Below are 16,283 nucleotides of genomic sequence, written 5' to 3' on the forward strand. Positions count from 1 at the left end.
GAAATTTTGATATAAGTATTATTATTATTTCAACAGATTTTTTAGCTTATGGTATATATTGTTATATTAGGCAGCAATTGTTTAGAAAATTGTACTCTAAACTTCACAATATAGTAAATTTACTCACTATAGTATTTTCTTTTTTAGTTTCATTACTTATTTTACTAATAGCATTGATTAAGTAAGAAATTTTAGTGAAACCATGGAAAAACTACTATCAATATTAACCATCCTTATCTTCTCAGTAGGTTTCACCTCAGGATTTATATTCATAAACGACTTCTCAAAAAACTACAATAGAGAAGAAATAAATCAAAATTTAAGTATAAATTTCAATTTCCCTACAATCCTACTAACTAATCTAAAAGTTATCCTTCTAATGTTGGCAGGAGCTATAACTTTCGGATTATCCACTTTTATAAATTTAATATTTAATGGTTTTAATGTTGGTATCTTAATCGGTTCTACATTTCTAACTAATGAACCGTTAAAATTAATAACTGCTTTAATTCTTCCACACGGAATATTTGAAATTCCAGCAATGCTTATATCAGCAACAGCAGGCTTTAAAATTCCTTATGAAGTTATTCTTTATCTCTTAGATAAAAAAGAAAAACCTATAACAGAGGAAGATATAAAAGAGTTTTTAAAATTAGCTTTAATTTCAATAATCCTAATCATAATAGCAGCTTTTGTAGAGGTTTATCTTACTCCAAAGATAGCGAATTATTTATTAACATAAGATTTAAATAGATAATTGAGGAATAGGAATAATGAAACTAAAAATTAGGTGATTTAAAAATGAAAACTGTCAAATTTAGAGTTTATTATGATGGGGAATATTGGATTGCAGAGGGTATTGATGTAAGCATATTCACACAGGGGAAAACTTTAGATGAATTGATGAAAAATCTTAAGGAGGCTGTTGAATTGCACTTTGAAGATGAGTTAAAAGCTGGGGAGGTTATAAAAATCCTTTCTGTTTCTGAGATGGAGGTGTCAAGTGTTGCCTAAACTTCCAGTTGTCGGTGGCAAGGATTTAATAAAATTTCTTAAAAAATTGGGTTATGAAGTCGTTAGGCAGAGAGGGAGCCATGTGAGATTAAGAAAAGAGACGGAACTTGGAATTCACAATATAACAATCCCTTATCATGAAGAGATAGCAAGAGGAACTTTAAACAATATTTTGACCGATATTTCTAAATGGAACAACATTCCAAAGGAAGAGTTAATAAAAAGATTAAAATAATTTACTTTTATAAATCCTTTACTATTTTATTAATTATTAAAAATCCTAATCACTTAAAAACTTAATTTAAATACATTACTATTCGATTTAAATCGTTATATATATATATAGTGGTTTTGCATTTATTTTGTTTATGAAAAATGTGGAAAATAAGGACTTTAAAAAAGTAAAGAATAATTGGTGATGATGCCTCGGTATAGAGGCGGAGCCAACTCAGCCGCAACCACCGAGGTGACAGAATGAAATTTTTAAAGAAAGAAGTATATAAGATTTTTGGAACTTTAGTTTTAGTAAGCATGATAGGGGCTTTAGTAGCTGAGCCAGTGGCTTTAGGAGATGCTGGATTAGTATATTATTACTATTATAAAAACAAAGATACAGGTAATGATATGATAAATCATGGAGCTGCAACTGCAGGTGTTGGTAGTATTCTCTTTGGGGTTGGTACTTATGCCTTAGAAAATGCAGCAGCTGGTAGTATATTATATTATGCTGGTGCTGGATTAGCAGCTACTGGTGTGGGGTTAGTAATTGTTGGAGTTGGATTACTAGCATAATTTTTAGTATTTCTATTATTTTTATTTTTTTTAAAAATTGGGGTGTAAATTATGAAGGATAAAACAAAACTTGCAATATTTTTATTTCTTTTACCTTTATTATATTTTATAATATATTTTATTAGTAAAGGTTATTTTTACTCAATATTGATAGGTATTTCAACATTAGCACTTGGAATTTCGATATACACTGAGTCATATAAACAATGTTATAAAATATTTGGAAAGACATTTGTAAATATAATTATAATATTAATATATTTAACTTTATTAATTGCTGGCATTCATTTTATTTTAGTTCACACATTATAAATAAAATATACATTCATTAAACAATTATTATAATCAGTGAAACCATGAAACTACCATCAATACTAACAATCCTAATCTTCTCAATAGGTTTCATCTCAGGAATCACATCTATAAACGATTTTTCAAAAAACTACAATGGAGAAGAATTAAACCAAAAACTAAATATAAAATTCAACTTCCTTACAATCCTACTAACTAATCTAAAAGTTATCCTTCTAATGTTGGCAGGAGCTATAACTTTTGGTTTATCTACTTTTATAAACTTAATATTTAATGGTTTTAATGTTGGTATATTGGTTGGTTCTACTTTCCTAACTGACGAACCGTTAAAATTAATAACTGCTTTAATTCTTCCACACGGAATATTCGAAATTCCAGCAATGCTTATATCAGCAACAGCAGGTTTCAAAATTCCTTATGAAGTTATTCTTTATCTCTTAGATAAGAAAGAAAAACCAATAACAGAAGAAGATATAAAAGAATTCTTAAAATTAGCAGGAATATCAATAATCCTAATCATAATAGCAGCATTCGTAGAGGTTTATATTACTCCAAAGATAGCGAATTATTTATTATCATAAACACTTAAATATAATAATTAAATAAAAATAAATTAATATCAAAATAACGAGGGGAGAAAATGAACATAAAAGAACTAATTCTAAATCCAAACAACTTCTTTAAAAATTTAGCAGATAAAGATGTCTCTCTTAAAACCCCATTCTTAATAGTACTTATGTTTTCTGTGTTGATGTGTATCTATTCCTACTATACAACATCGATAATGTTTAAAATATTCCCACCAGATATGCAAAATATGATGTCGATTATGAGAATAATTTCCGCAGTCTCTACTTTAGTGGGGGGATTTATAGCATGGTTATTAATAGCAGGGGTAATGCACTTAATATCAATGGCATTTAAGGGGGAAGGTTCTTTTAAAAGAACATTTGAATTTACTGGCTATGGATTCTTACCAAACTTAATAGCATTATGTATAACAATACCAATAGGTTATTATTTCCTTTCAAATGCTCATGTTCCAACTTTAACAATGGCACAACTCCAAAATCCTGCAGTTGTAAAACAAGTCATGTCTTCAATAATCCCAAAACCCATGGTATATACAAATCTTTTAATTGGTATTGCGGTTAGTTTGTGGAATTTAGGTTTATGGACTTATGGTATAAAGTATGCAAGGAATTTAGAATTAAAAAAGGCATTTATAGTTGCATTAATCCCAACAGTATTATTTGGGGCTTATCAGTTATATAGCGTGGCTAAATTCCTATAAGGTGGGATATATGAAAAAATCCTCTTTTATTTTTTTAACATTTTTATCATTATTACTAATTTTAAATACAATAAACGCAATAGAATTTACAAGTTTTGATTACAAAAATGAATACTTAGAGCCAGGAAAAACCTACGACTTATGGGTTGTAATCACACCGGAAAAAGAGATAAACAATACCATAATTGGCATATATCCTTATGGTATCAGTAAAGAATATATCCAAATTATTAAAGGAAAGGATTATGTGGGACATTTGTTTCAATCTGAACAGGGAGTAGGACACTTTATAATAAAAATTAAAGACAACGCTCCATCAAAGGATTATAAAATCGTAGCATACTGTAATTACACAGAAAATGGGGAACAGTATTCAGAAAACAGAATCTTTGAAATTCCAGTTAGGGGAGAAGCAATAATAGAAATCCAAAATCCACCAATATTAAAGGAGGGGACGAACAAGATATTCTTAAGAATTACAAATAAAGGAACAGGAATAGCAGAGAACATAAAAATAACCTTTGAAAATGGAAAAAATATCTATGCGTTAAGCAATAGTTATGTTATTAACTACCTAAAACCAGGAGAAACAAAGTTAATAAGGTTGATTTTATATGCAAATGGGGAAATAGGGGAGTTGCCTTATACAATAACTTACCAAAACCAGTATAACTTGTTGGAATTAACTGATAAGACAGAAACGGATACGTCAACAACATCAACCTATAAAAATCAAAAAACTATTGAAGAAAAGGGAACTTTAACTTTCAAAATAGTCCCAAATGACTTAATTTCAATAAATTTAAAAAACATTACCTGTCCAGTTGGAAAAATCAACAATTTAACAATTTTAATAAGAAACAACTACAAAGATGCCAACTTTATCATAACCATTGGAAAATACTACTTAGGAAACAACCAAAAAACAATCTTCATTAAAAAAGGGGAAACAAAAAATGTATCTTTTAAAATAAAAATAAATGAAATGGGAATAAAAGAGATTCCAATAAAAATTTACTTCGATGAAAATGAAATAAACAAAAACCTAACCATAAATGTCATTGGAAAGGCAGAGTTGGTTTTAACAGGTGTTAATGTTGAAGGATTTGGAGAAAAAATAATAACTGGAGATTTATCAAACATTGGAACTGCTCCAGCAAAGAGCGTTTTAATAAGCATCAAAAAAACAAAAAACATCATACCAAAAAGGCCCTATGAAAACTACTTTATAGGTACATTAAACCCAGATGATTATGGAAGTTTTGAGTTGCACTGCCAAATTAATGGAACTGTAAATGAGATTCCAATTGTAATAACTTATAGGGATGAAAATAACAATTTAGTAACGATTTATAAGACAATAAAAATTAATGGGGATGTTATTTCTTTAAAAAACAATAATAAAGAAGAAGTTAATTATTTAGTTATTGGAATAGCTATAGTATTCTGCTTTGGGGTAGTTTATTTGATTTATAGGGGGTTTGTAAGAAAAGATGAGAAATAACCAAAATTAGATACATTCCATAAAAATCATTTAGAAATTTTTGATAAGAGAGGAAAGTTTAAAGGGGAATTATATCCTGATGGAACATTTAGAAGTGCAGAAGAGCTGGGAAAAACCAAACGAAGATTGAAGATTTAATGAAGGAAAGTAGGTGATTAGATGGACAAAAAATTTACATTGGAAACTTTAAACTTATTAAAAAATAAAGTTTTAGAAAATGACCATATATTTGGAAAAGAACTTACAGAGATTCTTATAGATGTTATAGATGGGATAATATACGTTTTTAATGAAATTTTTGAAGAAATATCAAAAACTAACTTAGATAATATAAATTTACGTAATTTATGGTTCATATATAGTGAAATATCGCCTTTATATGAGGATATTAATAAAATATCGAGTGAAATAGATGACATTTTAAACTTAAGCAGTAAAGACATTAACAACTGGAAACTTTGGAAGAATCTTGGGGATAAGGCATATCTATGCAAAGCTTATTATGAGGCATTATTTTGTTATAATAAAGCATTAGAAATTAATTCAGAAGATTTAGAGGTTTTATGTAAAAAGGGTTACACCTTATTGAGGATAAGTTTAAATGAAATAAATTTATCAATAAAATACTTTGAAAAGGTATTAGAAAAAGATGAAAATAATTATAAAGCACTCTTTGGATTAGGAGAAGCATATTATAACTTGAATAACGAAGAAAATGCAATAAAATACTTCGAAAAAATTTTAAAATTAAATCCAAACGATGTAGAGGCACTGGAGTATTTAGGAGATATATACTATGAAAAAGATTATGAAAAAGCAATAAACTATTACAAAAAAGCTTTAGAATTAAAACCAAAAGATGTCAACTTAATTTTAAAAATAGCTCATTCTTATGTAGAATTGAAAAAATACGAAGATGCATTAAAATATTTTGAAAAAGCACTATCTCTAAACCCAGATGTGTTTGAATTAGAACAGATTTACGAATTTATGGGAAGAATATATATTTATTTAGGAGAAGATGAAAAAGCTATGGAATATTTTGAAAAGTTAAAGGAGATAAATCCATACCATGATGAAATATATGAAGTTATTGCTTTAACTTATGGAGAAGTTGGAAATGTTGAAAAAGCGGAAAAATATCTTAGAAAATTAGAATTAACTAAATAGAATATGTATTGAATTTAAAAAATGTGGGGGTATATAGCTTAATCTTTTCAATTATTCATTTATCATTCTTTAAATCTCAATAATTAATAATTGGTGAACTAATGAAAGACCTAATATTAAACCCAGATAAATTTTTCAAAGATATTTTAACAAAAGTTTCTTTTGTATATTTAATTGAAATGACAGTTGCTTTAATTATTCAGCTTATTTCCATTTTAACGAATACATTATATGCTGATGGAGGTTACATAATTAAGTTAATGGATATAATGGTGTCATTATGGGCAATGCTATTGTTTGCAAAAGGAATCCAATACAACTATAAATTAGCATTCAAAAAAAGCTTGGTAATACCATTTTTAATATTTTTGTTGAATCTTCTAAGTAGTATAGCCGATTATATCAACATATATTAAGATAATTTTAGGGATACGATGATTGAATTAAAAAATGTAACAAAAACCTACAAAATGGGTGGGGAAATAATTTATGCTTTAAAAAATGTAAATTTAAAAATAAAAGAGGGGGAATTTGTAGTAATTATGGGACCTAGTGGAAGCGGAAAATCAACATTGTTGAATATTATCGGATGTTTGGATAAACCAGACAGTGGGGAAGTTTATATCGACAAAATAAAAATAAATGATTTGAATGATGAAGAACTGACAAAAATTAGGAGAAATAAGATTGGATTTGTATTTCAGCAATTTAACCTAATCCCTCTTTTAACTGCATTGGAAAATGTTGAACTCCCATTAATTTTTAAATATAGGAACACACTATCCGAAGAAGAAAGAAAGAAAATAGCACTAAAATGTTTAAAAATGGCTGAATTAGATGAAAAATTTGCAAACCATAAACCAAACCAATTAAGTGGAGGACAACAGCAGAGAGTGGCTATAGCAAGAGCACTGGCAAACAATCCTCCAATTTTACTGTGTGATGAACCTACTGGAAGTTTGGATTCAAAAACTGGTGGTAAAATTATGGAGCTCTTAAAAAAATTAAACGATAGTGGAAAAACTGTTGTTGTAGTTACCCACGATTTAGCTGTGGCAAAATATGCAGATAGAGTAATTTACCTTAGAGATGGAAATATAGTTGAGGAATAATACTTTGGGGGGAAAAATGATAGATAATATCAAAGATAGGGAATTATTCGATATTAAAAAAGTTGGTATTATATCCATAATGGTTTGGTTTTTGCTTAATGTGTTGGCAATACCATTATCCTTTTCAATGATAATTTCATTATTTGGTAAAACCTGGCTTTCTGGGAACAATTACTTTATAGAAAATGAAGTAGGGTATTTTACATTCCTTATCTCTTCAATATTGGCGGTATTATCGGTGTCCTATTATTATTCAAAGGGTAAAGTAAAGGCACTATCAGGATATTTGTTAAAAATTACTTCGATGTTGCTAATTTCAAAAATTGCCCTATATGTTATATCAGTTTATTACCCTGCATATATCTCATTATTGGGAATATCCAATGGATTTATTTGCTATGTTGTATTCATGGCAATGTTTATAAAGATAAGCGAATTATATGGAAAAAAATTGTCATTTTTAGATAGAATAAAGATAATTGCACTATCTCTATTGATATACCTTGCAATAACATATCCCCTGTATTGGGGTATTTATACATTTATTACAGAGGATTATTTTACCTATCCCAGTGATTATTGGCATTTTGAAAAATTTATTTTTTTCATATATGTATTGGGTGCTTTAATATCGGTTCCATCATCCACCTATATCTATTCAAAATTAACTAATTTAGGTGATTTAAAAAAATACAGTTTAGAAATGTTGAAATATTCTATTGTATTTAGTGTAATAACACTAATTTCTTTTTGGGCATTTACACTGTATTATCACCACGTATTTTCAATAGGAAGTTTTATAGTATGGTTGATAATTTACAGTTTAATAATGATTTTTAAGATGCTAGATATTGAAAGATAAATAAAAACATATTTTATTCTTTTGAGGGAAATCATGTATTTGAAGATGGCAAAGAGGAATCTAAATAGGCATATTTTAAGAAGTACTTTAGCGTTGTTGGGGATTATTATAGGTGTTATGGCTATTTCCTCCTTAGGAATTTTAGGTGGAGGATTAAAACAAGGAATCATTAAAAATTTTGAAGGGGTAGCAAATTTTGTTGTTGTATTGCCAAATACTGAAGAAGGGTATTTACATTTTACAAAAAAAGATGTGGATAAACTAAAAAAACTAAACTGCATTGTAATTCCAATTTCATCAAAAACTGATATTGTATATATTAAAGGAAAAAATAAAAAGGCGTATGTAACAATATATGGTATAAAAAAAGAGGATATAAAGTATTTAAATTTAGGCATCAAAAATAAATTAACCGATACAACAACATATGCAGATAGTTTTTTTGTCAATATTCATGATGTTAATACTGGAGATATGGTTGTTTTGAAAAATATATCCCTTAGAATAAATGGAATATACAACAGTTCTTTTTTTGTAATTTCTCAAAATTCAATAATCTTATCAGAAAAAACATACAAAAGATTTTATGGGAATAATTACTCAATGATAGTTCTTTATGTAAAAAATAAAGATGATATTAGTAAAATAAAAAATGAAACAGAAAAAATTATGAATAGGAAAGAAAAAACAGCTATTGTATTGTCCATGGATAGAATTCTCCAATCAATAAATGATGTTATGGATAAAGTATCGTTGTTTTTAATGGGTATCGGTGGAATATCTTTATTAGTTGCAGGAATTGGAATTGGAAATGTAATGTTAATGAGCACAATTGAAAGAACAAAGGAAATTGGTGTTATGAAAAGTATTGGCGCGTCTAAGAGAGATATAATAACCTTGTTCCTTTATGAAGCTTTAATTTTAGGAGTTGTTGGAAGTATTATTGGAGCAATGTTGAGTTTAGGGGTAGGTTATTTAGTTGTCCATTATTTACTGAGATCATCTATAACAATGGAAAGTTTAATTTATGTATTTTTGGGAATTTTATTTGGTGTTGGAACATCCATAGTTGCATCACTATATCCTGCATACAAAGCTGCAAATTTAGATCCAATAAAGGCGTTAAAGAGCGATTAAGTGAGTTTCATATTATACTCGTGTGCGTTAGAGATATTTGGCAAAATCCAAGGGATTTTGCCGTATAATTTGGAATATGACATTAGTAAATTTTTAAGGTTAATGCGTTATTTCAAATTTTAATATGGCAAAACCGAAGGTTTTGCCGTATATCATTTCCGCACACGACTATATTTTAACTATCTTTTTTAGGTGATATATTAAGTTATGTATATCCTAAATTTTATGATTCAATAAAGGAGAGCAAGGGATAATTATGAGATTTAAATTTGTAGATTTATTCTGTGGATGTGGAGGATTTTCAAGAGGATTCGTTGAGGAGGGCTTTGAGCCCGTTGTTGCAATAGAAATTGAGGAGAGAGCAGCGAGTGCTTATGCTTTAAATTTCAATGGCAGGTTATATGAGAAGCGTTTAAATGAATTGGTTGAAAAAGGAATCTCGTGCTATGTTGGGGATATTCTATTCAACATACCTTTAACTGATAAAGATGTGGAGATTTTGAAGAAATTGGGAACATATAGAGGAGATATTAATCCAGTGGTTATAAATGATGATATAAGGGAAATCCATTCCTATGATATCCTAAAAATCTGCAAAAAGGTTGATGTTGTTATTGGAGGGCCCCCATGTGAAGCATATACTGGGGCTAATCCAAACAGGGAAAAGAATCCATTTGATAGATTATATAAGGATGAAATGGGGAGGTTGGTTTTAGAGTATATAAGGATTGTTGGGGACTTGCAGCCAGAGATTTTCGTCATGGAAAATGTTCCGGGTATTTTGGAGCCAGAGATTAAGGAGAGCATAGAGAAGGAATTTAAAAAAGTAGGTTATGATGTTTATTTCAATGTTTTGAGGGCGGAAGAATATGGAAATCCATCATCGAGGAGGAGGGTTTTTGTCTCAAACATTGAAATAAATCCAGAGAAATCAGAACCAGTAGTGGTTATTAAAGCGATTGAAGATTTGATGTTTAAGGGAAGGGATGTTCCAAACCATGAGTATGTCACATTACCAAGGAGAGTTTTAAAAAGATTGCCAAAGGCAAAGTGGGGAGAAGGCGTGGTTAAATTTAAAGGTTCATGTGGAGTGTTAGATAACTATATTAAGTTGCATCCATATAAAATAGCACCAACGGTCATGGGAAAGAGGAGGTTTATCCACCCATTTGAAAATAGGTCATTGACACCAAGAGAGCAGGCGAGATTAATGGGTTATCCAGATTACCACTTATTTGTTGGTGGAAAAGATAGCCAGTTTAACCAAATTGGGGAGAGTGTTCCCCCTACTTTATCAAGGGCAATAGCTAAAGTAGTCAAAGAGAATCTATAGGTTGGATATTAAGTGATTTTATGATTAAATTCTATGATAGGGAGAAAGAACTAAATTATCTAAAAACTTACTGTCAATTAATCCCAAATTCAATTTTATTTATTTATGGCCCTAAATCTTCAGGAAAATCAACGGTTATGAAGAGGGTTATTAAAGATTTAGAAGATAGGGAAGATTTGGTCTTCTTCTATTACAATCTAAGAAAATATGCTACAACAACAAAAGAGGAATTCTTAAATGTGTTTTTTGAAAAGGGGGATAAAAAATATTTGAGAAATACCTTAGAATTAAACTTTAAGATATTTAAATTTGGAGTTGATGAAGATTATGATTTTAAAAACGTCTCTTTAAACGACGTTTTTAGAAAGATAAATGAAGACATTAATGCTGTTGTTGAAGAAGGAAAGAAACCAATCTTAATCATTGATGAATTGCAAAAATTAAAAAGTATTTATTTTAACGGAAATAAGTCACTATTAAATGAATTATTCAATTTATTTGTATCTTTAACAAAAATGGAACATCTTTGTCACGTTATTTGCTTAACATCAGATAGCTTATTTATTAATGAAGTTTATAGCAACTCTTCATTGGCAGAAACTTCAAAATTTTATTTAGTTGACTGGTTAAACAAAGAGGATATTAAAAAAATTCTAAAAGAAGAGAATTTTAATAAGAGGGAAATAAATTATGCCATAAGTTATATATCCTTGCCTTATGAAATATTTGATTTGGTTGAAAATAAAAAATTGGGGGTCTCAGTTGAAGAAACTATAAGGAATTGGATTAATGTTGAGGAAGAGAGGATTAGATACTTTATAAGAACAAATTTGAACAAAAAAGAGGAGATATTAGAGACATTAAGTTTATTTGAAGATGACCTTTATATAAAGAGTAAATATATTGATGATGAATTATTTAGCACTTTTAAAATGTTAATAGAAAGTGAAATTTTGTTTTATGATGTAGTTAATGGTATTATAAAACCAACATCATTAAAAAAATGGTATGCAATTAAAAATATTATTGAATAAAAAAACAAAAAGGTGAGAGAAATGTTCATCGCATTGCACAACACATACAGTGCTAAGCAGGTTGAAGAATTTGCAAGAATAGTATTTGGTTTTGGTGTTGATACAATAGTTATAACAAAGGCAACGGGTTCAGCTGCTCAAAGTGGAGTGCCAGTTGCTCATAAATTGGCATGTAGATTAGGGAAGAATGTGTTATTCTTTGAAGATTTAGATGATGCAATAGAGGTTTTAAGGCCAGAAAAAGTTATACTAATTGGAAACAAAGAAACATGCGATAAAGAAGTTGACTTTAACAGCATTGGAAAGAATGATTTGGTTGTCTTCTGTGGAGCTTCAACTGGCTTCACAAAATTGGAGTTGGAGAAAGGGGAGGGTGTATATTTAACTGAAAATGAAGTTGGAGCCATTGGAGGAGTTGCAATATTCTTATATAAGATGAAAGAATTGCAATTGTTATAAACGTAATCTTTTTCTTTTTTGTTTTATTATTTTTGTTATTTTGTTTGTAATTATGTTTTTACAAGGTGTTGCCTTATGTTTTGGGAACATTTGGATAAATTTAAAGATGTTGATTTTGTTGAGGCGGTTAAAGAAAATAGAAGGGGGATTGAGTATCTATTAAAATATATTTTTGAGGATAACGACACTTACCACAAGTTTTTTGAGAACCATAAAGAAGGTGATGCCCTAATCAAGTACTTAACATTAATTCTAATTGCTTATACAAGGTTTCACAATGCGTATATTAAGAAATTTTCTGAAAAATATTGGAAGGACATTTTAAATAACTTACCAAATGAAATAAATGTGTGGGAATACATAAAAATTGCATCCTTATCTAAAAATAACGATTTACATTTGGAAAGATTGGATTTAAAGAATGGGAAAGTGAATATCTATGAAATTAAAAAAATTTATGCAAAAGAATTTATTAGAGTCAAATTAAAAGAACTTATAGATAAAATTAAAAAAGTAAAACTTCCAGAAGATGAAACAATAAAAAATATCTTAAATGATATAGACAATTACTTAAAAGACAAAGTTAAATTTGAGGGTATTGAAGGAATAAAAGCATTGGATTACAAAGGAGAAATTCCATTAGATTGGCATCCACCATGTATTAGAGGTATTTTAAATGATATATTGAGCGGTGGTTCCCCATCCCATTACGCAAGGAGAAGTTTTGTTGTTTATTGGTTTTGTGCTAAATTCAATCCCAACTTAAGACCTTTGAATGATAAAGGGGAGTTGGTGAATATCTCTGCCTTAGATATAGCATCAGAGGAAGAAATAGAAAAGTTTATTGATGACTTAATAAATATGCTCTTTAAGAATGTTGAGGACTTTGATGAGAAAAAGACAAGGTATTATATAAGCCACAATATTGGCTATAAGGTTGCAGACCACATAACACACTGCGAATACTGTAAAAATTGGAAGGACGATGGTGGAAAGGGGTTAAGTTATTATTGCAATCCAGATGATATATGTAAAAAGAGAGGCATTATTCATCCGTTGGACTATCTCTGCTACAACATAAATATGCATTTGAAATTAAAATCAAAAGACAAAAAACAAAAATAGATAAATAAATCTTAAAAGGGAAAATATGATTGAAAATTTTTTAGAGATTGAGGTTCTTTTATCCCCAAATGTCTATAAGCGTATCAAAAATTTGGATGGGAAGGAAGTTGAGGAACTAATTAATAAAATCAAAGAATTTAAAACTATAAATGATAAGTTTATTTTGTTGGATGAACACTTTTTGGATATCTTTTTGAATCATGATTTGGATTGGATTGTGAAAGAGTATGGAAATTTTGATTTTATCGCATATTATACAGGAGAGAAATTTGAAATAAAAAAAGAGGATAAAAAAGAAGTTAAAGAAGAAAAGAAAAAAATAGTTGATGATGCTGAAAGAGAGGAGATAATCAAAAAAATATTGTCAAGAGAAGAGGAAGATAAAGAAAAAATAGAAGAGGAAAAAAGAAAAGCAGAAAGAGAAAAAAGAATGAGTGAAATTAGGAGACTCAAGAGTATAAACACAAGTATCAAATGGTATGCAAAGGATATTGATGCAATAATAAAAGTTTATGATGACACAGATGTTTCTGGAAAATCGACATGTGAGGGGACAATTGATGATTTCATAAAATATTTCAATGATAGGTATGAGAGGGTTAAAAAGCTTATTGAGAGAAAAGTTCAAAGAAGAGCATATCCTTTAAGTGAGATAAAGAAAAAGAGAAGAGAAGATAACATATTCGTTGTTGGTATTGTCTCAGATGTAAATACAACAAAAAATGGGCATAAGTTGGTTGAAATAGAGGATAAGAACGCTTCATTTACAGTGTTGTTAACAAAAGAAAAAATAGCTAATGGAGAATTGCCTGATGATATCCTTTTAGATGAGGTTATTGGATTTATTGGAACGATAAATGATAAAGGAAATTTAATGTTTGCTGATAGGGCTATTAGGCCCGATATTACACCAAAAGAACCAAATAGAACAGATGAGCAAATCTATGTTGCATTTTTATCAGATATTCACGTTGGGAGTTATGAATTTATGAAAGATACCTTTAACAAATTTATAGAATTTTTAAATGGAAATGTGAGTAATGGGGTTGAAGAGAAAGTTGTCAGTAGGATAAAATATATCTCAATTGCTGGGGATTTGGTGGATGGAGTTGGAATCTACCCTGGGCAGGAGGAGGATTTGTATGAGATAGATATTATGTCGCAATATGAGGAGATTGCATTGTATTTAGAGCAAATTCCAGAGCATATTCATGTTATTATTTCTCCAGGAAACCACGATGCTGTTAGACCAGCAGAACCACAACCAAAACTTCCAGAGAAGATTACTAAGTTGTTCAACATGGATAACGTAACATTTGTGGGTAATCCTGCAATGGTGAATGTCCATGGTTTGGATTTCCTCCTATATCACGGTAGAAGTTTTGACGATATTGTTGGATTAGTGCCATCTGCAAAATACACAGAACCATCAACTATCATGAAGGAATTGTTAAAGAGAAGATTGCTATGTCCAACCTATGGAGGAAGATGTCCAATTGCCCCAGAACATAAGGATTATTTGGTTATTGAAAGGGAACCAGATATTTTCCACACTGGGCACATTCACATAAATGGTTATGGTATTTATAAAGGAGTAGCAATGGTTAACAGCGGGACATTCCAAGAACAAACAGCATTCCAGAAAAAAATGGGTATTAAGCCAACACCAGGAATTGTACCGATACTCGACTTGTCTAAAATAGGAATGAGTGGGCACTATTTAGAATGGGACAATGGAAAATTGATTGTAAAGGGATGATATTAGCTTATTGTTTTATGATTTTAACATATTGGGGAAATCATGGAGCTTCGATTTATTGTGTGCTATATTCCAAAACATTTGCTCATGAAAAAATAAGCAGTTTCGAAAGGCAATATGGTTTTTGTTGTTGATTATAATATGTCTTTACTAATACTAATAATCTTTAGATTTTATCATCTTTAGTGGAATTCAAAAATTATTTTTTTCAATATTTTGAAATAAAATAGAAGAAAAAATGATTAAAAAAATGGTTAATGATTAATTGGCTTTCTAATAAAAATAATTTCAATTTTAAAAGTTATGGAACAATTTCGAGTTTTCGAGCGTTATGTGGATTGCTCGAAAGTTGTGCGAGTAAAACACATTTTATTTTTTCTGGTTTTTAAGTTTTTCCCTTCCTGCTTTCTTAATTGCATCATACATCTCTTCAACAGCATTAGGATCCTTCTCCAATAAGTTCCCTGTAACAACTGCATCTGCTCCACTTAAAACTTTCTCATAAGCAATCTCTGGTTTTCTAATTCCTCCTCCAACAATAATATTTATTCCACTTAATTTTTTTGAGATTGCAATCATCTCGTTGCTTACTGGATATTCTGCCCCACTTCCAGCCTCTAAATATGCCCACCTCATACCGAAGTATTTAGCAGAGAGGCAATACATCGCCGCTATCTCTGGCTTTCTTTGTGGAATTTCATTTATTTCTCCAACAAAACCAACTGCTGTTCTTTTTGCTGGCTCAACGCAGAGATATGCCATTGGTATTGGCTCCAAACCAAATTTTTTTATTGTTAAACTCCCCAATGTTGGGGCATTTACAATCCAGTATGGGTTTGTTGAGTTCATTAAGGACATAAAAAATACTGCATCTGCATACTGTGTTAGCCCATCAACATTTCCAGGGAATAAAATTGTTGGGAGTTTTGTTATTTCCTTTATTTTTTTAGTAACTTCATCTAAATTAATAACTCCAATACTTCCACCAATCATTATTGCATCTGCGTAATCTTTAACTTTCTCTGCTATTTCTTCAATATTTTTCTCATCTGGATCAATTAAAACCAAATAAATGGCTCCCTCTTCTTCAATTATTTTGTTTAATTTTTTTTCAACCTTCCCAATTTTTATTTCCATAATTTCACTCCTGCATTGTGATGTTTTTTCCAATGTAATAACACACAAAAACTTTAAAACGTTCTTTAAGAATATAAATCATTTAGCGTTTAAGGTTTATATATAGTCGTTTGGGTCATAAATGATTCAAGTACATATCAAAAAATAAGTAAGAATTGACTATGATATTTTATAAAGACATAAAAAAATGCACAATATTTTTAAATTTTAGAAAATATATCATAGTTTAAAAATCTTTG

At 29.4% G+C, this 16,283-nt stretch carries 19 protein-coding genes; 18 read left to right on the forward strand and 1 reads right to left on the reverse strand.

Annotated features, from left to right (window positions below; all coding sequences use genetic code 11):
* Window positions 1-202: 202 nt before the first annotated feature.
* The 18 genes from METIG_RS05325 to METIG_RS05410 all read left to right on the forward strand — a co-directional run bounded on the left by METIG_RS05325 (window position 203) and on the right by METIG_RS05410 (window position 14,907).
* On the forward strand, window positions 203-742 hold the full coding sequence (locus METIG_RS05325; protein ID WP_013799204.1) for a stage II sporulation protein M: 540 nt from the start codon (window positions 203-205) through the stop codon (window positions 740-742).
* 59 nt (window positions 743-801) lie between these two features.
* The gene (locus tag METIG_RS05330; protein ID WP_013799205.1) at window positions 802-1,014 is read left to right on the forward strand and encodes a type II toxin-antitoxin system HicB family antitoxin; all 213 of its coding nucleotides are present in this window, start codon (window positions 802-804) and stop codon (window positions 1,012-1,014) included.
* A complete protein-coding gene (locus tag METIG_RS05335) occupies window positions 1,004-1,249 on the forward strand; it encodes a type II toxin-antitoxin system HicA family toxin (protein ID WP_013799206.1) in 246 nt (81 codons plus the stop codon). The genes METIG_RS05330 and METIG_RS05335 overlap by 11 nt, the downstream gene beginning before the upstream one ends.
* Before the next feature lie 296 nt (window positions 1,250-1,545).
* The gene (locus METIG_RS05340; protein WP_172632611.1) at window positions 1,546-1,806 is read left to right on the forward strand and encodes a hypothetical protein; all 261 of its coding nucleotides are present in this window, start codon (window positions 1,546-1,548) and stop codon (window positions 1,804-1,806) included.
* Between the two features lie 51 nt (window positions 1,807-1,857).
* The gene (locus METIG_RS05345) at window positions 1,858-2,118 is read left to right on the forward strand and encodes a hypothetical protein (protein ID WP_013799208.1); all 261 of its coding nucleotides are present in this window, start codon (window positions 1,858-1,860) and stop codon (window positions 2,116-2,118) included.
* A 44-nt stretch (window positions 2,119-2,162) separates the two neighbouring features.
* Window positions 2,163-2,699 carry a stage II sporulation protein M gene (locus METIG_RS05350; protein ID WP_013799209.1) on the forward strand — a complete coding sequence of 179 codons (537 nt, stop codon included), beginning with the start codon at window positions 2,163-2,165 and terminating at the stop codon, window positions 2,697-2,699.
* A gap of 59 nt (window positions 2,700-2,758) precedes the next feature.
* Window positions 2,759-3,412, forward strand: a complete 654-nt coding sequence (locus METIG_RS05355) for a Yip1 family protein (protein ID WP_013799210.1) — start codon at window positions 2,759-2,761, stop codon at window positions 3,410-3,412.
* Between the two features lie 10 nt (window positions 3,413-3,422).
* Window positions 3,423-4,916: a COG1361 S-layer family protein gene (locus METIG_RS05360; protein WP_013799211.1), complete on the forward strand. Its 1,494-nt coding sequence runs from the start codon at window positions 3,423-3,425 to the stop codon at window positions 4,914-4,916.
* A 159-nt stretch (window positions 4,917-5,075) separates the two neighbouring features.
* Window positions 5,076-6,086 (forward strand): tetratricopeptide repeat protein, encoded by a 1,011-nt coding sequence (locus METIG_RS05365; RefSeq protein ID WP_013799212.1) that lies wholly within the window; start codon window positions 5,076-5,078, stop codon window positions 6,084-6,086.
* Window positions 6,087-6,187: 101 nt separating this feature from the next.
* Entirely contained in the window at window positions 6,188-6,502 is a 315-nt protein-coding gene (locus METIG_RS05370; RefSeq protein ID WP_013799213.1) for a hypothetical protein, read from the forward strand.
* Window positions 6,503-6,520: 18 nt separating this feature from the next.
* Window positions 6,521-7,198, forward strand: a complete 678-nt coding sequence (locus METIG_RS05375; protein ID WP_013799214.1) for an ABC transporter ATP-binding protein — start codon at window positions 6,521-6,523, stop codon at window positions 7,196-7,198.
* A 16-nt stretch (window positions 7,199-7,214) separates the two neighbouring features.
* Window positions 7,215-8,060, forward strand: a complete 846-nt coding sequence (locus METIG_RS05380) for a hypothetical protein (protein WP_013799215.1) — start codon at window positions 7,215-7,217, stop codon at window positions 8,058-8,060.
* Between the two features lie 33 nt (window positions 8,061-8,093).
* Complete coding sequence (locus METIG_RS05385) at window positions 8,094-9,197, forward strand: ABC transporter permease (protein WP_013799216.1); 1,104 nt, start codon at window positions 8,094-8,096, stop codon at window positions 9,195-9,197.
* 256 nt (window positions 9,198-9,453) lie between these two features.
* A complete protein-coding gene (locus METIG_RS05390; RefSeq protein WP_013799217.1) occupies window positions 9,454-10,530 on the forward strand; it encodes a DNA cytosine methyltransferase in 1,077 nt (358 codons plus the stop codon).
* Between the two features lie 20 nt (window positions 10,531-10,550).
* Complete coding sequence (locus METIG_RS05395; protein ID WP_013799218.1) at window positions 10,551-11,564, forward strand: ATP-binding protein; 1,014 nt, start codon at window positions 10,551-10,553, stop codon at window positions 11,562-11,564.
* A gap of 21 nt (window positions 11,565-11,585) precedes the next feature.
* The gene (locus METIG_RS05400; RefSeq protein ID WP_013799219.1) at window positions 11,586-12,023 is read left to right on the forward strand and encodes a RecB-family nuclease; all 438 of its coding nucleotides are present in this window, start codon (window positions 11,586-11,588) and stop codon (window positions 12,021-12,023) included.
* Window positions 12,024-12,098: 75 nt separating this feature from the next.
* A complete protein-coding gene (locus METIG_RS05405; protein WP_013799220.1) occupies window positions 12,099-13,148 on the forward strand; it encodes a hypothetical protein in 1,050 nt (349 codons plus the stop codon).
* A 25-nt stretch (window positions 13,149-13,173) separates the two neighbouring features.
* Window positions 13,174-14,907 (forward strand): DNA-directed DNA polymerase II small subunit, encoded by a 1,734-nt coding sequence (locus METIG_RS05410; RefSeq protein ID WP_013799221.1) that lies wholly within the window; start codon window positions 13,174-13,176, stop codon window positions 14,905-14,907.
* 369 nt (window positions 14,908-15,276) lie between these two features.
* On the opposite strand, the gene METIG_RS05415 is transcribed toward METIG_RS05410, so the two are convergent.
* Window positions 15,277-16,044: a geranylgeranylglyceryl/heptaprenylglyceryl phosphate synthase gene (locus METIG_RS05415; RefSeq protein WP_013799222.1), complete on the reverse strand. Its 768-nt coding sequence runs from the start codon at window positions 16,042-16,044 to the stop codon at window positions 15,277-15,279.
* Window positions 16,045-16,283 lie beyond the last annotated feature (239 nt).

The organism is Methanotorris igneus Kol 5, from assembly GCF_000214415.1.
Taxonomy (GTDB): domain Archaea; phylum AGJL01; class Methanococci; order Methanococcales; family Methanococcaceae; genus Methanotorris; species Methanotorris igneus.